Genomic DNA, 20,644 nt, shown 5'->3' with positions numbered 1-20,644 from the left:
CGCATCCAGCAGATGCCCTCTCGCTCAGTGGTTTTTGTTCCGTCGCAAGAACAATCATCCCAAGCCAGAGGGCATTTGCGTACCCGGACACACCCCAAACACCCACATCACACCGGTGGATCCAGGTCTAACGTCCCAAAATCCACACAGTGAGGGACGCGGCCCGGTGCCGGCACCGACCCACGCTTTCCGGCGCAGCCTTGCTCACCTGAAGTACATGATGACCCAAACCCGAATCGCCACTCACGACACGACCCCGGCTCACTTCCGCCAGAACTTGACCCCGCTCCAAGTCACCTTGACCGGCCCCGCGCCACTGGCCGTCCGATAGGCTCCGAACTTGTCGTAGTAGCTGCCACTACTGCTGCTCACGGTCTGCTTCAGCGAACCGTTGATGTACACCTTGTGCGTACTCCCGACTTGGTGCACGGTGTTGACCCGCACCGACGTCCCGACCGTCGCCCCGCTGCCGAGGGTCTCCCCGCCGTGGACCGCGTAGAGCCGCCCGCCGCGTTCGACCGCGAGCATGACGTACGGTCCGGCGGTCGGCGCGTCGCGGAAGGTCTGTTTCAGGCTGATCCGGGTGCCCGCCATGCTGGTGATCCGGAACGAGCCCTCGAACTGCCGGGTCCCGCCGGTGTAGGTCACGTACCGCCGCTCCGCGCGCTGGTCTCCGCTCCCGGTGGAACAGGTCAGCTCGAAGTTGAGCCCGTCGACATTGCCGCATCCGCGTTCCTGGACGTTGAACGAGGGGTTCTCCGCCGTCCACGGCCCGGTTCCGACCTGGGCGCTCGCCGGTATCACCGACGCCACCAGGCCGAGGGCGGCCGCCGCGACCACGCCGGCGGTCCGAAGTCGTCTCCGCATCCTGCCTCCTGCACACTCAGGGCGGCGGTGGTCCAGACCAGGACCAGGCTGCGACTGTACGAGCACGAACCGTCATCGGACAAGATGTTGACGCTCCGGCGTCCCGCTGATTGGGTAACGACGGTGATCCTCTCCATGACGGTCCTCGAAGGACTGGCGGCCGGGACGATCGACCTGGCCTTCCGGCGCTGGGCGAAACCCAACGTCCGCCAGGGCGACACGATGCGCACCGGAGCCGGGGTGATCGAGGTCGGCTCGGTCGAGATCGTCGACCCCGCCGCCATCACCGACGCCGACGCTCGCCGCTCAGGAGCGGAGTCGGCGAACGCGGTCCGCGGGATACTGCGTGGCCCGGCGGACGCCCCGGTGTACCGCATCCGCCTGCGCTATCTCGGACCCGATCCCCGGCACGCGCTCAGTGCGGATACCGAACTGTCCGAAAAGGACATCAACGCCCTCCGCGAACGTTTGTCCAAGATGGACAGACACCGCTCGTGGACCCGCGAGACCTTACGACTCATCGCCGACAACCCCGGCCGCGGCGCGCAGGAACTGGCCGACCTACTCGGCCGCGAAAAGGAACCGTTGAAGATCGACATCCGCAAACTCAAGGATCTCGGTTTGACGCTCAGCCTCGAAACCGGCTACCGGATCTCCCCACGCGGCGCGGCTTACCTGCGGCTCACCGAGGATCCCGGTAGAACGCGCTGAGTTCCGGAACGAGCCGTTCCGGCGGGACACTGTGGAACTCGCCGTCCAGTTCCACGTGCCTCGCCTCCGGGATCGCCTTCGTGGCGGCGTGGGCGGCGGCCTTCAGCCAGTCGGTACTACCGTTGCTATTCACCACGAGGACCGGCGCCGCGATCGACGCCAGACCGTCCGGCACCTTCGAAGTACCCATCACCCTGGCGTCGTAGACCAGCGTCGGCGCGAACGAGCGGAGTTCGGCCCACATCGGCGTCGCCTTGGCCTCGGCGACGGCCTCCGACGGCGAGCCGACGGCCGACGTCATGAACAGTGCGACGGCGTCGTCCCACCGGCCCGCGGCGACCAGGTCGCGCATCTCGTCGGCGTACCCCTCGGGGACTTCTTCCGCTTCGCCGCGATACGGCGGCTCGAAGACCGACAGCCGCGCCATCGGCACTCCGGCGGCGGCGGCGAGGAGGGCCAGCGCGCCACCGGAGGAGATGCCGTGCACGATCACCGGCTCACCGAGCGAGGCGATCACCGCGGCGAGGTCTTCGATCTCGCGCTCGACCGCGTACGGCCCGGTGTCGCCGCTGTCACCCCGTCCCCGGCGGTCGTAGGTCACCACGGAGAACTCGGCTGTCAGCTCGGCGACCAGCGGTTCGTCGCCGTGCCGGTCGTTGGCCGCACCCGCCACGACGACGACCGCCGGACCAGCTCCGCGCCGTTCGAGCGCGATCGGCGTTCCGTCCGCGGACTTGACTGTGTCGATCATGCTGCCCATCGTGCCGGGCCTCGCCGGACGACGCAGGTCATTTACCGCGTGATGCGATCACAGGACGAGCGTGAGCTTGCCGCCGGGACGGCGGGACTGGCTGAGCTTGGCTGCCTCGTGGATCTGGTCGAGGGTGAAGGTGCGGGCGACCGATACGGCCAGGACGCCTTCGCCTGCCAGCCGGGCGAACTCGTCCAGCCGGTCGTAGCGCATTTCGATGCGCGTGATCCGGGCACCCAGCTCGGTCGCGGCGGCGAAGTCGGAGACGGTGAGGACGCGGTCGGGGTCCCCGGTCAGCTCGATCAGGGTCGGCAGCGAGCCACCGGCCGGGCTTGCCTGGTCGGCGCGGTCGAGCCGGCCGCCGGTCGGGGCCGTGTCCAGGGCACGGTCGACGCGCCCCGCGGCCAGAGCGGCGACACGGTCGGCCATGCCGTCGCCGTAGCCGGTCACCTGGGCGCCGATCTCTTCCAGGACGGCGGCCCGCGCCGGCCCCGCGGTGGCGATCACCCGGATACCCCGGTGCAGCGCGAGGCGCACCGCCGCCTCGCCAACGGTGGAACCCGCGCCGTGGACGAGCAGCAACTCACCCGGCTGGACGCCGAGGTCGTCGAGCGCGTGCCACGCCGTCTCGGCCGCCATCGGCAGCGCGGCGGCCTGCTCGGCGGTGACGCCCTCGGGAATGCGTGCCCAGGCCGTCATCAGCGCGTACTCGGCGGCCCCGGCCGTCGGGCCGTCGAAGGTCGCCGGACCGAACACGCCGTCGCCGATCTCGACGCCGGTGACGCCCTCGCCGAGCGCGTCGACGGTGCCCGCGACCTCGAGCCCGAGCCCACGCGGCAGTGGCGGCAACCGGTCGGCGAGGAGGCCGTCGACCACCGCCCAGTCGCCGGGGTTCAGACCGCACGCCCGCACGGCGATCCGGATCTGGCCTGGTCCCGGCTCCGGCTTCGGGACGTCACGGAGCACGATCACGTCAGGGGAACCGAATCGGTCGAACTGTAGAGCCTTCATGACGATCTCCCAAGTGATGACAGCATCTGTTGTCATCGACCCTAGCAGGACGACGACAGCCTCTGCTGTCATCCTGGTGACCATGCCTAGATGGGAGTCCGACGCGCAGGGCCGTCTCGAGCGCGCGGCGCTCGAGCTGTTCGAGACACAGGGGTTCGAGCGCACCACGGTCGCGCAGATCGCGCGTACCGCCGGTCTGACCGAGCGCTCCTTCTACCGCTACTTCCCCGACAAGCGAGAAGTCCTTTTCGCCGGCAACGAGCTCGAGGCCCACCTCGTCGCCAAGGTCGAGGCGGCCGCCCCGGACCTCATGCCGTTCGAGGCGCTGCTGACCGCGCTGGGGACCGCCGACGAGGTCTTTCGCTCGCGCGAGTTCCTGCTGCGCCGCGTCGGGGTGATCGCCGCCAGCCCGGCACTGGCCGAACGCGACCTGATCAAGCTCGCCGACATCGGCGGCGCACTGACGCGGGCACTCGGGCATCGCGGCGTCGAGCCCAGCGAGGCACGCTTGATCATCGACGTGGCGATCGCGATCTCCCGGCGCGCCACGTCCCACTGGCTGACCGCCCCGGACGCGACCTTGTCCGAGCTCATCGCCCAGGCCGCCGCCGAACTGCGCGAGGCGGTCACGCCGCACTGAGTCTCACGCTCGAACATGCGTTCGACAATTGCCGCCATTCGGGGTAGGTTCGGTTGCCATGACCCCCGCGCTTCAAGCCTCGCTCTTCGACGAGTGCGCCGCCCTCGGGCTCGGCTCGCTCGGCTCGCTCGGCGCGCTCCGGCGCACCGAGCTGACCCGTGGTGCCTGGATCGACGTGCTCCCGGGGTGGCTCACCGGCGCGGACGAACTGTTCACGCGCCTCGCCGAAGACGTGCCGTGGCAGGCGGAACGGCGGCAGATGTACGACCGCGTCGTCGCCGTGCCCCGGCTGTTGAGCTACTACCGCGAGGGCATGCCGCTCCCCCATCCGATCCTCACCGAAGCGCGGGAGACCCTGTCGGCGCACTACGCGGACGAACTCGGCGAGCCGTTCGTGACCTCCGGTCTGTGCTTCTACCGGGACGGGCGCGACAGCGTCGCCTGGCACGGCGACGACACCGGCCGCTCCCGCACCGAGGACACCATGGTCGCGATCGTCTCGGTCGGCGCCGCCCGGCAGCTGGCGCTGCGGCCACGTGGCGGGGGTGAGACGACGATCCGGCACGCCCTCGGCCACGGCGACCTGATCGTCATGGGCGGCAGCTGCCAGCGGACCTGGGAACACGCCGTCCCCAAGACCGCCAAACCGGTCGGGCCCAGGATCAGCATCCAGTTCCGGCCGAGAGGAGTCGCCTGAAACTCAGTCCAGCAGCACGGGCAGCGCGTCGACGCCGTAGACGATCGAGACCTTCCGGAAGTCCACCGCGTCCGCTTCGATCGCCAGCCGCATCTCCGGGAACCTGCGTATCAGCGCGGGATACGCGGTGCGCAGTTCCATCCTGGCCAGTTCGGCACCGATGCACCGGTGGATGCCCCAGCCGAAGGCGAGGTGCGACGTCGGCTCTCGGGTCGCGTCGAACTTCTCCATATCCTCGCCGAGGACGCCGTCCCGGTTCGCGACGCTGAGCGAGACCAGCACGATGTCGCCCTTCGCGATCTGGACGCCCGCGATCTCCATGTCCTCCTTGGCGAAGCGCGGGAAGGCCATCTGCACGACGGTCAGGTACCGCAGCAGTTCCTCGACGAACTTGTGGACTGCCTCGTCGTCGCCGCGGACGGTCTCGAACAGCGAACGGTCCTTGAGCAACACGAGCGCGCCGAGCGCGAGCATGCTCGCCGTGGTCTCCAGGCCGCCGGTGAGCACACCGTCGGCGAGGCCTGCCAGTTCGCGGTCGTCGATCTCGTCGCCGTGCTCCTTGATGAGCATGCCGAGCAGGCCGTCGCCCGGGTTCTCACGCTGTTTCTTGACGATGTCGTCCAGATAGGACAGTGACTCGGTCATCGCACCGAGTGACGCGCTCGCGCCGCCGAAGAGATCGAACCGCGCGGTGCTCAGCCGCTGGAAGTCGTCGCGGTCCTCGTACGGGACGCCGAGCAGCTCGCAGATCGTCAGTGACGGGATCGGCAGCGCGAAGGCCTCCCACAGGTCGACCGGACCATCCGCCTTCTCCATCGCGTCGAGCTGGTCGGCGACGATCTCGTCGATCCGCGGCGTCAGGCGCGACAGGCGCCGCATGGTGAACTCCGGCGTGAGCAGGCGCCGCAACCTCGTGTGCACCGGCGGATCGGCGAAGCCGAGCCCGCCGGGGTTCTGGTCCTCGGTCACGCCCGCGCTCCCGACCAGGTTCGTGAAGTCGCTGCTGAACTCGCTCACCTTGCCGAGTACGGCCTTGGCCTCGTCGTAGCCGGTGACCAGCCAGCCGTTCATCCCGAACGGCAGGTCCAGCTTGCTGATCGGTTCCTCGGCGCGGGTCCGGCCCAGCTCGGCGACCGGGTCGAGACCGTCGCGTTTGAGCGGTGTCAGGAGGTTGTCCGGGATGATGGACATCTTGGACAGGTCGAAACCGTTCTTCTGCTGTCGCGCGAGGTAGCGGCGGCCGATCCATGCCAGCACGCGCGAGCGAATGCTCCCCATGCCCTGCACCCTACTCCAGCCACGTAGCACCTGACCTGGCACAACAGGTCGCGTCCGCCCGGCGGGGCAAGAATTTCGACGGCCGTTCACCCGTCGTCCCACTCGATTCGTCACGGCCAGAAGGTCGGATTCGGGCCGGGCACGGTTCCCAGCGGGTGGGAGACGTCGGTCACCGTCGGTCACGACGAACCGGCGGTAACACCCGACAGGCGGCCGGCGTCGTGAGATTGTCGGACCTTACTGGGAGGATTCGGACATGCCAGCCTCACTCATCGGACGCGACCATCCCGCGGGTGTGCTCCGTGCGGAGATCGCCCGTGCCGCCGAAAGCCACGGCGGGCTGGTGCTGGTCACCGGCGAGGCCGGGATCGGCAAGACCACACTCGTCACCGGCGCCGCCGACGAGGCCAAGCGCCTCGGTGCCCTGGTGCTCAACGGGTCCTGCTGGGACTCCGCCAGCGCGCCGGGCTACTGGCCGTGGACGCAGGTGATCCGCGGGCTGCGGCGCTCGGTCGAGCCAGGCCGGTGGGCCGCGATGGCGGACAGCGAACTGGACGTCCTGCTCGGCGAGGCCCGCGGCGACGGCGCCGCCGACGGGTTCCGGCTCTACGACGCGGTGACGAGCGCGCTCGTGGCCGCGTCCCAGGAACGACCGGTCGTGGTGGTGCTCGACGACCTGCACTGGGCCGACGCCGCGTCGCTGCGGCTGCTCGAGTTCGCGGCGCAGCACACCTGGTTCGAACGGCTGCTGCTGATCGGCACGTACCGGGACGTCGAGGTCGAGACGGCGGGCCACCCGCTCCGCTCGCTGATGCTGCCGCTACTCGCGAAGGCCACTTCGGTCACGCTCACCGGCCTCGAACCGAGCGAGGTCGGCGCGCTCATGGCCAGGACGGCGGGGGCGGAACCGGGCGGCGCCCTGGTCACCGAAGTCCATCGCCGCACCGGCGGCAACCCGTTCTTCGTCGAGCAGACCGCGCGGCTGTGGCACAGCGGCGGATCCGCCGAGACGATCGCACCCGGCGTCGCCGACGCCCTGCAACGACGGCTTTCCCTGCTCCCCCAACCTGTTCTCGATCTGCTGACCACCGCGTCCGTGCTCGGCAGGGAATTCCACCGCCGTCTGCTCGCCGGGGTGGCGACGGCGCCCGTGCCGCAAGTGGACAGACTGCTGGACCAGGCCGTCGCGGCCCGGCTGGTCGTGGTGCAGGGGCAGGGCCGGTTCGCGTTCGCCCACGACCTCGTCCGCGAGACGCTGTACGCGAGCCTGTCCGAAGCGGAGCGGCGGAAACTGCACGCCGCGGTCGTCGCGGCGGTCCGAGAGATGCCGAAGTCACCGGACCGGATCTTCCCCGCGGACCTGGCCCGGCACGCCTTGCTCGCCGGCCGGGAGCTCGATCCGAATCAGGCCGTCGAACTGTTGCTGGCCGCGGCGATCGACGCCACCGGCCGGATGGCGGCCGAGGAGGCGGCCACGCACTACCGGCGGGCGATGGAGGTCGCCGAGGATCGACGGCGGCGGGCGGTCATCGCGCTCGAACTGGGCGCGCATCTGACCCGCCATCACGAAACCGACGAGGGCAGGCAGGTCCTCGACGAGGTCTCCGCGCTCATCCGCGAACTCGACGACGACGATCTCCTCGCCCGGCTCGCGCTGACTCTGATCCGCGCCGATCACAAGGGCCTGCGGGTCGACGAGACCGTCCTGGTGCTCACCGAAGCGCACAAACGGCTCTGCGGCCGCGAGCCCGGTCAGGAACTCACCGTGCAGGAGATGACGCAGGAACTGACCGCGCGCATGATGATGACCGCCCGCGACGATCAGGACGATTCCGCGCTGCTGTTCGGTTTGTGGGCCCGGCACGACGCGATCTGGGGGCCGGGCAGCGCCGCGGAACGGGAGCGGCTCACCGACGAACTGGTCGTCGTCGGCCGCCGGACGTCGAACCCGGAACTGGAGCACTACGCGGCGTCGTTCAAATGGGTGGCGCTGCTCGAACGGGGCGATCCCCGGTATTTCGAGCAGTACCAGGAGTTCGTCGCCCTGGCGAGCACCGGCCGGGCACCGAGTTCACAGCTGGCCTCCCGGATCGACCAGAGCATCATCGCCACGCTCCAGGGCCGGTTCGCCGAAGCCGAGGCGTTCATCCAGCAGGTGATCTCGAGACACGAGGGAGACGAACATCCCCATTTCGGCGATCTGAACCAGCTACAGCGGTGGACACGATGGTGCATGGAAGGCCGCTTCGACGATCTCGCCGGATTGCACCGCGAGATCTACCGTGACGGATACGCCTACGGCCGGCTGCTGGAGGCGATCACCGCCGCCCAGCGGGAGGACGTCGCGGAAGCCGTGCGGCTCACCGATCTCGCCGCCGACGCGAAACCGTACCCTCGCGATCTGGAAGCGCTGTGGTTGCGCTGCCAGGCGCATACGGCGGCGATCTCGCGCGATCCCGAACGGTGTGAAGCGGCCCGCACGCTTCTCGCTCCCTACAGCGGGGAATGGCTGGTTTCCCTGTACGGCTGTGAGATCTCCGGCCCGGTCGTCCTCTGGCTCGGCAGGCTCGATCTGGCACAGGAACGCTGGAACGACGCGGTCGCCAGGCTGCGTGACGCCGCGCTCTCCGCGGACCGGCTGAGGGCCACGGTCTGGTCGATCGAGGCCAAGTCCTGGCTGGCGAAGACCTTGCTCGGCCGCGATCTCGAAGGGGACGCGGCCGCCGCGGCGGCGCTGCTGTCCGAAGTGGACAGAGAGGCCGCCGCGATCGGCATGCGGCAGGTCGTCGCCAGGGTCGCCGAACTGCGGGCTCGCACGCGGGCCCCGGCCATCCCGCTCGCCGAGTTCCGCCGCGACGAAGCCGTGTGGACACTGCGTTTCGACGGCGTCACCGCACATCTCCCGGACTCGAAAGGCTTGCGGGATCTGCATTTCCTGCTCGGCAGGCCGGGTTCGGAGGTGACGGCCGTGCGACTGCTCGATCCCGAGGGCGGCGAAGTGGTCGTCGCCGCCAAGAGCCTCGGCGGCGACGCCGTCCTGGACGACGAAGCGAAGGCGCGGTATCGCGCGCGGCTGGACGAACTCGACGAGTTGATCGACTCCGCGAGCGAGCTGGGGCAAGACGCCCGCGCCGCGGCTTTGGACCGTGAGCGGGACGCGCTGCTGGCGGAACTGCGGTCCGCCGCCGGGCTCGGCGGCCGGACCCGGCGGCTCGGCGACGAAGCCGAACGCGCCCGCAAGACGGTGACCGCCCGGATCCGGGACACCCTCCGCAAACTCGACGACCAGCACCCGGCGCTGGCCGCGCACCTGCGTGCGTCGGTCACCACCGGGTCTTCGTGCCGCTACGCGCCGGACGACAAAGTCCCCTGGCGGCTGTGAGCCGCCAGGGGACCTGGTCACCCCCAATTCACTTACGGTTGTAGAGGCGCATCGTCAGTGTTCCGAAGATCGCGAGGATGACCCCGCCCGCGATCAGCACCCAGGTGATCTCGCCGCCGTCCCAGTTGCCGTCCATCATCGACCGGACCGCCGCGACCACGTGGGTCACCGGGTTGATGTTCACGAAGGACTGCAACCAGCCCGGCATCGTCTCCGGGTTGACGTAGATGTTGCTGAGGAAGGTCAGCGGGAACAGCACCATCATGCTGACCCCCATCACCGACTTCTCACTGCGCAGCAGCAGGCCGAACATCGTCCAGATCCACGAGAACGCGAACGAGAACGCCAGCAGCAGGAGGATCGCGGCGGCCACGCCGCCGAACCCGCCGCCGGGACGGAAGCCCATGATCAGCCCGACGCCGAGGATCACCAGCGACGCGATGAGGTAGCGCAGCATGTCGCCGAGCAGGTACCCGACCATCGCCGACGGCCGCCAGATCGGCAGCGTGCGGAACCGGTCGAACACGCCCTTCTCGATGTCGGTGTTCACCGAGACCCCGGTGTACATGGTGATCATCAGGATGCTGCTCGCCATGATGCCCGGCAGCACGAACTGCAGGTACTCCGTCGGCGAGCCGGACAGCGCGCCGCCGAAGAGGTACGTGAACATCAGCGTCATCATGACCGGGAAGGCCGTGACGTCGAACAGCTGCTCGGGCACGTGCTTGATCTTCAGCATCGCGCGCCACCCGAAGGTGACCGAAGTCGACAGCGCGCTGGGGCGCTGCGGACGGTTCTTCGCGATCAGGACGGCGGCGAGGTCTTCGGGCTTCGGCGCCGCGAGGACGGGTTCGTTCTCTTTGACGGCTGTGGTGCTCAAGCTGCACTCTCCTCGGAAACGGTGGTGCGGTCGGTGAGGGCCAGGAAGACCTCGTCGAGGCTCGGCTGGCCGAGGGAGAACGTGTCGACGACGATGCCCTCGCGGGCGAGTTCGGCCAGTGCGCGCGCGGCGTGCTCGGCGGCGCTCTTCTCGGTGCTGTCGCCGGAAAGGCGGGCGGTCAGGGCGAGCGGGTCCTGTTCGAGCTGGACCTGCGCCTTGAGGATCCGGACGAGCAGCGCCTCGGCTTCGGGTCGCTGGTCGGCCTCGCGCAGCCGGACGTGGACCGCGCCCGCGCCGACCGACGCCTTCAGCTGGCCCTTGGTTCCTTCGGCGATGACCTTGCCGTGGTCGATGACCGCGATCCGGGACGCCAGCTGGTCGGCCTCGTCGAGGTACTGCGTGGTCAGCAGGACGGTGGTGCCGTGCTGCACGATCGCGCGCACGATGTCCCAGACCTGGTTGCGGCTACGGGGATCGAGCCCGGTCGTCGGCTCGTCGAGGAAGAGCACGTCCGGGGTGTTGAGGATGCTCGCGGCGATGTCGATCCGCCGCCGCATCCCGCCGGAGTAGTTCTTCACCTGCCGCCCCGCGGCCTCGGTCAGCCCGAACGCCGCCAGCAGTTCCGCCGCCCGCTCCCGCGCGGCCGGTTTGCGGTGCCCGGTCAGCCTGCCGATCAGCACCAGGTTCTCGGTCCCGGTCAGATCCTCGTCGACCGAGGCGTACTGCCCGGTCAGGCTCACCATGGACCGGACCGCGTCGGCCTCGCGGACGACGTCCTTGCCGAAGACGCGAGCCTCGCCGGCGTTGGGGCGGAGCAGGGTCGCGAGCATCTTCACCGCGGTGGTCTTGCCGGCGCCGTTCGGTCCGAGGACGCCGTACACGGTGCCCGCGGGGACCTTCAGGTCGATCCCGTCGACCGCCCGGTTCTCCCCGAACACCTTGACCAGCCCCGAGGCTTCGATGGCCAGTTCACTCATTTTCCTTGTTCCTTTCGAAAACTTTTCAGCAGACGTACGGGCGGGCGGAGCGCGCGTCGCGCAGGGCGAGGCCCCACCAGACGAGTTCGTCGAGCAAGGTGGTCACGGCCTGTCCTTGCCCGTCGGCGTCGAAGGGGGTGCCGTCGCGGGCGAAGGTGCCGTCGAGGAGGTTGAAAGCGACGGTGTCCCGCATCGTCACGGTGTGCAGCTCGGTGAAGATCGAGCGAAGCTGCTCCACGGCGTAGAGGCCCTGCGACCGGTAGCCGTAGGAGACGAAACCTACCGGCTTCACGCGCCACTCGTCGTAGGCGCAGTCGATCGCCTGTTTGAGTGACGCCGGGAAGCTGCGGTTGTACTCGGGAGTGACGACGACGAACGCCTCCGCGTCGTCGATCCGTGCGGCGAACCGCTTCATGTCCGGGGTCGCCTGCTCCGGCAGCCCGGCGGGCAGATCGAAGTCGATCAGGTCGAGGACGTCGATAACGAGGTCGTCCCGATGTTCCGCACGGCCGGTGAACCATTTGGCGACGGCGTCCCCCACTCGCCCTTCCCGAGTGCTGCCGATGATCACCGCGACTCGCATCTTGTTCATGACCGACCTCCTCTCGCCTCACCCCCTAGGCGCGAGAAAGCCGCCGGGTTTTCGCTAGATCGGATCTAGCGGAAGCCCGGCGGCTTCGGTCGGTAATCTCGCTACGCGTCCAGCGCGATCGCGATCGCGCCCAGCAGCGACGCGTCTTGGTCGAACTTCGCCGACACCAGCTCCGGCGGGAACGGCACGGCCTGCGCCAGCCGTTCACGCAGCGCGGGCAGCAGGACGTCGGCCGAGCGGACCAGTCCCCCGCCGACGGCGATGCGCCGCGGGTCGAGCGCGATGGCGAGGTTCGCGACGTGCATCGACAGTTCGTCGAGCGCCGCGCGGACCAGTTCCTTGGCCTGCGCGTTCTCCCTGGCGAGGCCGAACAGCTCACCCGCGGTTACCGGGCGGCCGAGCAACTCGCTCGCCCGGCCGCCCAGCCCACGCCCACCGACGACCTCCTCCAGCGGCGCCGCTCCGCTGGCGAACCCGTCGATGTCCTGCGGCGAGCGGAGGTTGTACCCGATCTCGCCCGCAGCTCCGTTGGCGCCGGCCAGCAGCCGTCCGCCGACCAGGACCGCCGCGGCGATCCCGGTCCCCAGTGACAGGAACACCGCCGGATCGGTGTCCGCCAGCGCCCCCCACCGCCATTCCGCGAGCGCCGCCGCCTTGGCGTCGGTGCCCACTTCGATCGGAATGCCGCCGAACTCGTCGGCGACGAGTTCGCGCAGCCGCAGTTGCTCCCAGCCCGGCACGTTGGGGGCCAGCAGGATGCGGTCCTCCAGCACGATGCCGGGGCTGACGACGCCGATCGCCACCAGGTTGTCCGTGGCGCCTTCGTCGGCCAGCAGTTTCCGCGCAGCGGCGAGCGCACGGGTCACCACCTGTTCGGCGCCCGCGTGCGCGTCGGTGTCGAGCCGCCGGGTGACCAGCAGGCTCCCGGCTCTGTCGGCCAGCCCGATCGCGACCTTCGTGCCACCGAAGTCGATCCCCAGGATCAGCTCTTCCCCCGTCACTTCCCGTTCCCCTCTGCCGCCCCCGCGAACGATTCTTGAATTGCTTTCGGCCCGAACGGCCACACGCGCTCCGCCTTCGCGTAGGCGAGGAACGCCGCCACCCCGAGCGCGATCCATCCCACCGAAAGCCCGATCGAGAGCCAGGTGGCCGAGAAGTAGATGTAGACCCAGCCGAGCAACGCGATGATCGTCGGGATCGGATAGAGCCATTGCCGGTACGGCCGGTCCAGCTCCGGACGCCGTCGCCGCAGCACCACGATCGCCGCGACCTGCGCGAGCGACTGGATGAGGACCAGCACCGTCACCGCCGCGTTGATCACCGCGGTCAGCGTGAACAGCGAGCCGATCGCGGCGATGACGCCCATCGTCAGCACACCGGCGGTCGGCAGGTTCAGTTTCGGGTGAAGCCTGGCGAACACCGGCAGGAACACCTTGTCGCGCGCGGCCTCGAACGGGACCCGCGAGCCGCCGAGCAGACCGGCGAACACCGATCCGATCGCGGCGATCACGATGAACACGGTGATGACCTTGGCCGCGCCCGTCCCCCACGCCTGTTCCAGCACGGTGGAGGCGACCGACGTCGCGCTCTTGAGCTCCTCCAGCGGGATCGAGCCGAGCACGCCGAGCTGAAGCAGGAAGTACAGGCTCATGATGCCGAGGATCGAGAAGATGATCGACCGTGGCAGCGTCCGGCCCGGGTTACGCACCTCGCCGCCGAGGTAGGCGCTGGTGTTGTAGCCGAGGTAGTCGTAGATGGCGATGATCAGGCCCGCGCCGAGCCCGGCCCAGAACGCGCCGCCGCCGAACGAGAACGCCCCCGGCGTGAAGGCGAACGCTTGCGCGCCGTCGAAATGCGTGAAGGCCGCGACGATCACCGAAAGCGCGGCGAACAACATGATCGCGAACAGGACGGTGGTCAGCTTCCCGATCTCGCCGATCCGCCGGAACAGCGCCAGCACGACCAGCACGATGACGCCGAGCCCGATGATCTTGCCGAGTCCGGTGGTGCCGCCCTCGTCCGCCACCCCCGGGATCAGGTAGCCGAGGTACTGGACGAGCCCGATGATGCCGGTGGACATGATCAGCGGGATGAACAGCACCGCGCTCCAGGCGAACAGGAACGGCATGAGCCTGCCGGTCCGGGCGCCGAACGCTTCGCGCAGGTAGACGTAGGTGCCGCCGGCACCAGGGAGGGCCGCGCCGAGTTCGGCCCAGATCAGGCCGTCGGCCAGCGCGATGACCGCGCCGATGAGCCAGCCGAACATGGCCTGCGGGCCGCCGAGGGTCGCCACCATCGCGGGAATGGTGACGAACGGGCCGATCCCGCACATCTGGGTCATGTTGATGGCGGTCGCCTGCAGCGGCCCGATCTTCCGCTCGAGCCCCGGCTGCGGGGGTGAACTCAAAACGCGCCTCCCTATTAGTTAGTAAAGTTTCTTAACATAATTTGGGGCGTGTCGGAAGTCCAGGCGGCGAAGTTGTCGCGCACTGGTCCACCCGGAATTGCCCGAAAGGGCGGGATCAGCGAAATACCCCCGAACGGACCAAGCCGGGATGTATCAGGGGGCCGTCATTCCGCGTCCTTACCCAGAAGGACGTCTTCCAAGGACGGTGAGGTCCATGAAACGGCTGTTCAGCGCGATGATGGCGATCGTCGCCCTCGGGTTCACGGCGGGCTGCGGCGACACGTCCACTCCCCGTGACACCGCTCCGGCGGATCTGACGACGGACAGCGGGGTGACAACGGAGGTCGCTCCGACGGCGTCCTCCGGCGCGACGTCCGGCGGGGGCGGCGGCCGCACCGACGACCCGAAGCCGGGTGTACCCGGCAGCCCGATCATCTACGACCACACCCGCCTCGGCGCCGCGCCGAAGACCGCCAAGTCGGATATCGAGGACGACATCAGGAAGGTCTGCGGACCGAAGCTGTGCGGAGTGAAGGTCGTGATCGTCGGTTCGGGCGGCTGCACCGCGAGCATCACCCTGTCCCCGGTCAAACCCGGCGGGACGGTGACGGTCAAGGCCAAGGCGTGCGCGCCCGAGGTCACCGAGGAGACCACGACCTCGGAAAGCCCGGCGTCCACCAGCGAACAACCAGCCGAGACCACGTCGGGATGACCGCGCGGCGCGGCCTGCGGCGACCGGAGCCCCGGACAGGCGAGCCGGACCCCGGGCCGCCGCAGGCGCTCAAGCTGGTCGGCGCGGTACTGGCCAACACGACCCTGCTCACCGCGCTGCTGTACTTCTTCGGCCTCGTCGAGACGCAGGTGCTCTTCGCGTACTTCCGCGTGCACTACACACTTCTCGCCCAGACCCCGGACGAGATCTTCGCGCGTGGTGTCGACGGCCTGTACCTGCCGCTGGCGGGCGCCGCGGGAGCGGTGCTCGGTTTCGTGATCGCCGTCCGGATCCTGCGGCTGCGCCTCGCCGAGCACTCCTGGGCCCGGCTGCTCCGGATCTGCGCCCCGATCGCGGCCGGGCTCGGTGCCCTGCTGATCATCTCGACCGTGCTCGTCACGCTGAACCCGGAGCCGTTCCGCGACCGCCCCGGCCTGCCGGGACTCGGCTTCGCGCTCGGCGTGCTGATGCTGCTGTTCGCTTGGCGGCACTGGGCTTCGACGCTGCGATCGAGCCTGCTGGAGCTCGTCCTGGGTTACGCGTTGGTCAGCATCGGGCTGTTCTGGGCCGTCAGCGACTATTCGGCCGCTGTCGGTACACGGCGTGGTTTCGAGGTCGCGGCGCAGCTCCCCGCACGGCCCGCTGCGACGCTCTACAGCGCCGAAAGCCTCAACCTCACCGCGGGCGGCGTCCTTCAGGTGAAATGCGCGGATCCCGGCGCCGCCTACAAATACCGGTACACCGGGCTGAAACTGCTGCTTCAGTCCGGTGGCCAGTACGTGTTCGTTCCGTCGGGCTGGCGGGCGGACACCGGGGTCGCGTTCGTGATCCCGAAGACCGACAAACTGCGGCTGGAATTCGGTCCCGCCCGGTCCGCGCCGCCCGCCGCCTGCTAATCCAGGTGGCGCACCAGCCATTCGGTGATCGCGTCGTCGACCACCTTCGCGATCGGCAGCTGCGGCGCGGGTTCGATACCCGGGTCTTCGGCCAGCGGATGCGCGAGATCGGGCACCCGGGTCAGGTGGACGTCGTCCGGACGGGTGTACCGCCCGCGCAGCGCGGCGGCGAGGTCGTCGGCATCGGCGCGGAACGACGGAAAGTCGTCCTCCCCGCTGACGAGCAACAAGGGAACTTGCGTTTCCCGCGCCGATATTTCACCCGATCGTGCGACGAAGTCGAGCTGATCCGCCGCCTGGTCCGCCTCGTCGTTCCACGGATAAGGCTGCTCCAGCAGGCCTTCCACCACGCCGATCACCGAACGCGCCCGCACGGCGGGGTTGACCAGCGCCGCGGCACGGACCGGGATCTCCCGCGTGGCCAGGATCTCCAGCGCCACGGCACCGCCGAGCGAGCCACCGACGACGGCCATCCGGGAAGTGTCGAAACCGAAGCGTTCCCGCAGTTCGGCGAGCGCGGCGGGGAACTCCAGCGCCGCCTGCGCGGCGATCGGGTCAATGTAGGCGAGCATCGCGTCACGGACGGCTCGTTCGACGACGGCGTCCATGCTGCCGTCGATCATTCTCGCGCCGCACAACGGCATTCCGAGGTAAACCCGCCATGCCGGCACCCCATCCAGCGGCAACGCGGCCGCGAACGCGGCGTCGGAGCGGGGCGCGTCGATCATGTGCCAGGCGACGACCACCGGCGCGGGGCCGCTGACCTCGGCCGATGGCGGCAACGCGGTGAACGGTACCCCCGCGGCCGTGCCGGTAATCGGTTCTCCCACCGTTGTCCTTCCTCGTGCGCTGTCGATCTCCACGATATCCAGGACGCAGCGGAAGTGGACCTCGTTCCGCCACAGGCGAAACAGTATGACCGCGAGGTCACCCCGACGCGCCGCGGAGGTGGTTGCGGATGCCCGGCGGCGGCCGAATAGTGTTGCGGCCCGGCCCTTTGGAGGTGAACCCGCCCGTGCCCGATGTCGACTACTACGAGGTGCTCGGCGTGGGCAAGGCCGCCTCGGTCAACGAGATCAAAACCGCGTACCGGCGGCTCGCGAAGTCGCATCACCCGGACGCCGGGGGCTCGGCGCTCACGTTCCAGCTGGTCCGCGAGGCCTACGACACCCTCAGCGATCCACTGCGGCGCTCGGGCTACGACGCGGGCGGCCGCTCCGTGCGCGTGCCGATCCGGCCGCGGCCGAGACGTCGCTTCGGCGAAGAACCGGGCTATGAGCCCGAGCAGGTCGTGATCGATCCGGAAGACCTCGAATGGTGGGAATTCGCCGCGCAGGACGGGCGCGTGCGCCACGGACGGCGGCGCGGCCCCGGGCACACCCCGGTCGTGGCGGCGGTCGGCGGGATGGTGCTGGTCCTGCTGCCGGTGCTGACCGGCGTCGGCTTCTCGGCCCCCACCCTGATCGTCTGGCTGATCCTGACCGCGGGCACCGCCCTCCTGGTACAACGACTCGCGCGCGGCTACCTCGCCGCTTCCCGCGCCAAGAACCGGTTCGCCGCCGAATTCGGCGGGAAACGCGTATTCGGCACCCCCGGCACCGAAACCCACGAACTCGCCGAGCGGCTCACCGCCGACCTGCTCGAGCGCTACCTGACCCGGCTGCCCGGCGCCCGTATCTTCCACGGCCTCTCCTGGCCGGACTCGGTGTTCGCCGACGTCGACCACGCGGTGTTGTGCGGAAAGCGGCTCGTGCTCATCGAATCGAAGTTGTGGCTGCCCGGGCACTACGAAACCGCGGACGACGACCGCCTCCTGCGCAACGGCCGCGCCTTCCGCGGCGGTGGGAGCCGGCTGGCCGAAAGTCTCGCCGAGTACCGGCGGATCCTGCCGGGAGTCGCGTTGCGCGGGGCGATGATCGTGTACCCGAGCCGGACCGGCGAGATCACCACGGACCTCGAGGATCCCTCGCCCGCGCCGCCGATGACGCCGGAACAGTTCCTGCACGAGATCGGCGGCTGGCTGGCGACCGAGCCGTCCACTGTGGACTCGGCGACGATGCGGGTGGTGCGGGACCGGGTGGTCGGCACCGGCTGAGCTCCGGCGCCCCGTCCCGCGTGAAGGCCCCCTTCCCTCGGCTGAGCCGAGGGAAGGGGGCCTTCACGCGCAAACTGACGACTACCGGCCCGAGCGCTCCTTCGCGGCGCGCGCGGAACGGGTGCAGACTTCACCGACGTCGACCGTCTGGCCGCGGTCGATGTAGACGTCCGCCAGCCCGACGAGCTTACCCTTCGGCGACGTACAGGTCAGCTGGTACGCCTCCTTGGGGCCGTAGGTCGGCGGGATCGGCGACTGGAACGACACGCCGCCGGTCCAATCGTCCACAGTGGACGGGTTGGCCTGCGAGAAGTTGACCAGCACGGCCCGGTAGTCCCCGGCGGGCGGGTCGTACAGGATCGCGTGCTCTTCCGTGGTCCCGCCGTTCGCCGACGACGAGACCATGTTGCCCGCCGCGTCGAAGACGTACAGGTCCCAGTCGGTGTCCGGGCTGGCCCACTTGACGTCGACGCTGAACTTCCCGTTGTCCACCTTCGGGAGTCCGTCGACGTGGAAGGTGAAGCTCTCCGAAGTCGGGTCCGTCGGGTAGTTCGTGTTGATCGCCGGGACCCCGGCCGGGTTGGTGGCCTGGATCGCGTGCTGCGCCGGGCCCTGCGGCTCGCGGCCGTAGCGGCCCGCGACGTAGGGGCGGGTCGACGGGTTGATCGACCACGCGAACCGGCCGCCGGTCGAAGCCAGCGACGAGTTCAGGTTGTCGGTCACGTAGATCGGCGGCTTCGTCGAGCCGTCCGGCTGCACCACCGACGAGGTCGGCGTCTGGAACGTCTTGTGCAGCTTCAGCTGGTAGCCCTTCGGCGCCGTACCGATCAGCGTCGAGTGGGCCGCGGGGTCGGCGGTGTTCGCCAGCATGTCGACGAACGCCGCGCGGTTGCCGCCCTTGCCCGCGCCCGCCGCGGGGGCGACGCCGGTGTACTCGGCGACGACACCGTCGGAGAACGGCGGGTGGAACTCGTTCGGGCCGACCTCGAAGGTGAAGCCCCAGCCACCGGTCGCCCAGTACGACCAGTCCTCGGTCGAACCGGTCGTGTCGTAGAGCGCCCACGCCGGCTGGCTGGTGTATCCGTTGCGCGAGGCCATCTTGTCGCCGAGCGCCTTGTACGCCGGCTCGTCGAGCGGCGGGCGGACGGCGGCGACACCCGGAACCCGCAGGATCAGGTTCGAGTAGGTGTGCAGCGTGATCAGGTTGGTCACCTGGCGGTTGGACACGATCGAGCGGATGTTCTGCGTCTCGGGCTCGGAGAACGGGCCGGAGCCGCGGAACGTGTCGCTGCGCCACAAGGTCGACGCGCCGGCGCCGCCCCAGAAGCCCGCGTAGTTGCGGTTCGGGTCGGTGCCGCGTTCACGGCCGGCGGGGTTGGCCTTGCAGACGCCGGTCGCGAATTCCTTCGGCGAGTCGTTGACGTTGCAGTTCTTGCGCTTCATCTCGTAGTCGAAACGCGAGAAGTCGCCCTTGGGCTCGGCCTCACGGGAGATTTCGAAGCCGTCGGGGTTGACGATCGGCACGATGATGTTGCGCGTCCGGCCGACCAGGCCGCGGATTTCGGGGTTGTTGCCGGTGTAGCCCTTGACCAGCTCGATCGCCCACTCCATGGCGTGCTCACCGGCGGGCCACTCCCGGGCGTGGTGCACACCCATGGTGAAGTTGACGGGCTTGCCGTCCATGACGTTCTTGACGTCGCTCGCGACCTCGATGCCGATCACGTCGCGGCCTTCCCAGGTCGGCTGCGGCAGCGTGAACGCCGTGACGAGCTTGGGGTTCTTGCGGGCCAGTTCCTTGACCTCGAACTGGTAGTCGTAGAGGTGCCGGTAGCTCGTGCGCCCGGACGGCAGGGTGGACCCCGGCGTCTTCGCGGCGTACTCGCGGTCGGTCTTGGCGTTCTGGATCGACCTCGCCGAAAGGTCGGCGTCGATCACCTTGGACTTGAAGCCGTTGTCTGCCAGCGTCTTGCGGTCGGCGTCGTTGGCGAGGACGACCTGGACGCCGGTGGCGTCGGCCTTCTCGGTGACGTCGAGGCCGAGCCGGAGCAGCTTGTCCTTGTCCTGCTTGGCCGGGGTCTCGACCCGGACCAGTTCGGCGCGCTGCGGCGCGGGCGGGGCACCGGTGGGCGTGCCCTGCGGCGTGAGCGCGAGGAAGTCGACTCCCAGTACCGCCTCGCGCGTCCGCCCGTCGTACCGGCAGGTCTGCACGACCAGTTTCTGGTCCTTCTTCACGAATCCTTCGGCGAGCTCGTGGCTGCGCAACGCGGCGGACGCGGCGACCACGGCGCCGGTGGCCTTGTCGAAGACCGCGAGGTCCCAGTCGCCCTCGTTGCCGCCGCGCGGCGCGAGGCGCGCCTGCAGCAGACCGTCTACTGTGGACGTGAACTCGCGGCGATCGGCGCCGGACGTGCCCGGCTTCTGCAACGCGGCGAAACAGGAACGTGGCACGGCCTGGTTGGCTCGCACCACGTTGTCCGCGGCACCCGCCGTCGTGGCCGACGGAAGTGCCACGAAGGTGCCGGCGAGCACCAGAGTCGCCGCCGTCCATCCCGCTCTTCGCCGGTTTGGTGAATAGCCCACAGACTGACCTCCTTGGACGCCTCCGGTGACCGGGTGAGGTCACCGGTAGCGAGACCCTAGACCCGCGACCCCATCCGAGGGACCCGCCACAAGTCGTCTGCACCCCTTTCGGCCCAACGATCTCACCGACCGTGCCGGAACGATCACCACCACGTGCGCCGGAGGATG

The 20,644-nt window shown here is 69.3% G+C and carries 18 protein-coding genes; 7 read left to right on the top strand and 11 right to left on the bottom strand.

The genetic code is table 11. The features are described from left to right. Positions 1-261 precede the first annotated feature (261 nt). On the bottom strand, positions 262-867 hold the full coding sequence (locus ACLARN_RS18235; protein WP_409492605.1) for a hypothetical protein: 606 nt from the start codon (positions 865-867) through the stop codon (positions 262-264). A gap of 135 nt (positions 868-1,002) precedes the next feature. Between ACLARN_RS18235 and ACLARN_RS18230 the strand changes: the two genes are divergently transcribed. Beyond that, positions 1,003-1,578 (top strand): hypothetical protein, encoded by a 576-nt coding sequence (locus ACLARN_RS18230; protein ID WP_409492604.1) that lies wholly within the window; start codon positions 1,003-1,005, stop codon positions 1,576-1,578. Here the strand turns inward: ACLARN_RS18230 and ACLARN_RS18225 are convergent. Together ACLARN_RS18225 and ACLARN_RS18220 are read right to left on the bottom strand one after the other, a co-directional pair. Further along, entirely contained in the window at positions 1,550-2,329 is a 780-nt protein-coding gene (locus ACLARN_RS18225) for an alpha/beta fold hydrolase (RefSeq protein WP_409492603.1), read from the bottom strand. The two genes, ACLARN_RS18230 and ACLARN_RS18225, sit on opposite strands and share 29 nt — an antisense overlap. Positions 2,330-2,386: 57 nt before the next feature. Beyond that, the gene (locus ACLARN_RS18220; RefSeq protein WP_409492602.1) at positions 2,387-3,340 is read right to left on the bottom strand and encodes an NADP-dependent oxidoreductase; all 954 of its coding nucleotides are present in this window, start codon (positions 3,338-3,340) and stop codon (positions 2,387-2,389) included. Positions 3,341-3,422: 82 nt separating this feature from the next. Here ACLARN_RS18220 and ACLARN_RS18215 point away from each other — a divergent pair, with 82 nt between their 5' ends. Together ACLARN_RS18215 and ACLARN_RS18210 are read left to right on the top strand one after the other, a co-directional pair. After that, complete coding sequence (locus tag ACLARN_RS18215; RefSeq protein ID WP_409492601.1) at positions 3,423-3,980, top strand: TetR/AcrR family transcriptional regulator; 558 nt, start codon at positions 3,423-3,425, stop codon at positions 3,978-3,980. A gap of 58 nt (positions 3,981-4,038) precedes the next feature. After that, complete coding sequence (locus ACLARN_RS18210; protein ID WP_409492600.1) at positions 4,039-4,677, top strand: alpha-ketoglutarate-dependent dioxygenase AlkB; 639 nt, start codon at positions 4,039-4,041, stop codon at positions 4,675-4,677. Between the two features lie 3 nt (positions 4,678-4,680). On the opposite strand, the gene ACLARN_RS18205 is transcribed toward ACLARN_RS18210, so the two are convergent. Next, a complete protein-coding gene (locus ACLARN_RS18205) occupies positions 4,681-5,955 on the bottom strand; it encodes a cytochrome P450 (protein ID WP_409492599.1) in 1,275 nt (424 codons plus the stop codon). A 256-nt stretch (positions 5,956-6,211) separates the two neighbouring features. On the opposite strand from ACLARN_RS18205, the gene ACLARN_RS18200 reads away from it, so the two are divergent. Then, positions 6,212-9,337: an ATP-binding protein gene (locus ACLARN_RS18200; protein ID WP_409492598.1), complete on the top strand. Its 3,126-nt coding sequence runs from the start codon at positions 6,212-6,214 to the stop codon at positions 9,335-9,337. A gap of 28 nt (positions 9,338-9,365) precedes the next feature. Here ACLARN_RS18200 and ACLARN_RS18195 read toward each other — a convergent pair whose 3' ends face one another. The 5 genes from ACLARN_RS18195 to ACLARN_RS18175 all read right to left on the bottom strand — a co-directional run bounded on the left by ACLARN_RS18195 (position 9,366) and on the right by ACLARN_RS18175 (position 14,193). Continuing rightward, complete coding sequence (locus ACLARN_RS18195; RefSeq protein ID WP_409492597.1) at positions 9,366-10,217, bottom strand: ABC transporter permease; 852 nt, start codon at positions 10,215-10,217, stop codon at positions 9,366-9,368. Beyond that, positions 10,214-11,194, bottom strand: coding sequence for an ATP-binding cassette domain-containing protein (locus tag ACLARN_RS18190; protein ID WP_409492596.1), 981 nt, complete (start codon positions 11,192-11,194; stop codon positions 10,214-10,216). Before ACLARN_RS18190 ends, ACLARN_RS18195 begins: the two co-directional genes overlap by 4 nt. A gap of 25 nt (positions 11,195-11,219) precedes the next feature. Next, positions 11,220-11,786, bottom strand: coding sequence for an NADPH-dependent FMN reductase (locus ACLARN_RS18185; RefSeq protein ID WP_409492595.1), 567 nt, complete (start codon positions 11,784-11,786; stop codon positions 11,220-11,222). Positions 11,787-11,887: 101 nt separating this feature from the next. Then, positions 11,888-12,787, bottom strand: a complete 900-nt coding sequence (locus ACLARN_RS18180) for an ROK family protein (RefSeq protein ID WP_409492594.1) — start codon at positions 12,785-12,787, stop codon at positions 11,888-11,890. Then, the gene (locus ACLARN_RS18175; protein WP_409492593.1) at positions 12,784-14,193 is read right to left on the bottom strand and encodes an APC family permease; all 1,410 of its coding nucleotides are present in this window, start codon (positions 14,191-14,193) and stop codon (positions 12,784-12,786) included. The genes ACLARN_RS18180 and ACLARN_RS18175 overlap by 4 nt, the downstream gene beginning before the upstream one ends. A 214-nt stretch (positions 14,194-14,407) precedes the next feature. Here ACLARN_RS18175 and ACLARN_RS18170 point away from each other — a divergent pair, with 214 nt between their 5' ends. Then, on the top strand, positions 14,408-14,905 hold the full coding sequence (locus ACLARN_RS18170; protein ID WP_409492592.1) for a hypothetical protein: 498 nt from the start codon (positions 14,408-14,410) through the stop codon (positions 14,903-14,905). Then, positions 14,902-15,801: a hypothetical protein gene (locus ACLARN_RS18165; RefSeq protein ID WP_409492591.1), complete on the top strand. Its 900-nt coding sequence runs from the start codon at positions 14,902-14,904 to the stop codon at positions 15,799-15,801. The genes ACLARN_RS18170 and ACLARN_RS18165 overlap by 4 nt, the downstream gene beginning before the upstream one ends. Here the strand turns inward: ACLARN_RS18165 and ACLARN_RS18160 are convergent. Next, positions 15,798-16,631: an alpha/beta hydrolase family protein gene (locus ACLARN_RS18160; RefSeq protein WP_409492590.1), complete on the bottom strand. Its 834-nt coding sequence runs from the start codon at positions 16,629-16,631 to the stop codon at positions 15,798-15,800. The two genes, ACLARN_RS18165 and ACLARN_RS18160, sit on opposite strands and share 4 nt — an antisense overlap. A 185-nt stretch (positions 16,632-16,816) precedes the next feature. Here ACLARN_RS18160 and ACLARN_RS18155 point away from each other — a divergent pair, with 185 nt between their 5' ends. After that, on the top strand, positions 16,817-17,896 hold the full coding sequence (locus tag ACLARN_RS18155) for a J domain-containing protein (protein WP_409492589.1): 1,080 nt from the start codon (positions 16,817-16,819) through the stop codon (positions 17,894-17,896). 81 nt (positions 17,897-17,977) lie between these two features. On the opposite strand, the gene ACLARN_RS18150 is transcribed toward ACLARN_RS18155, so the two are convergent. After that, entirely contained in the window at positions 17,978-20,476 is a 2,499-nt protein-coding gene (locus ACLARN_RS18150) for a M14 family zinc carboxypeptidase (RefSeq protein WP_409492588.1), read from the bottom strand. Positions 20,477-20,644 lie beyond the last annotated feature (168 nt).

This window comes from Amycolatopsis sp. cmx-11-12, assembly GCF_046269425.1.
Classification (GTDB): domain Bacteria; phylum Actinomycetota; class Actinomycetes; order Mycobacteriales; family Pseudonocardiaceae; genus Amycolatopsis.
This window is presented reverse-complemented; position numbering and strand designations above follow the sequence as displayed.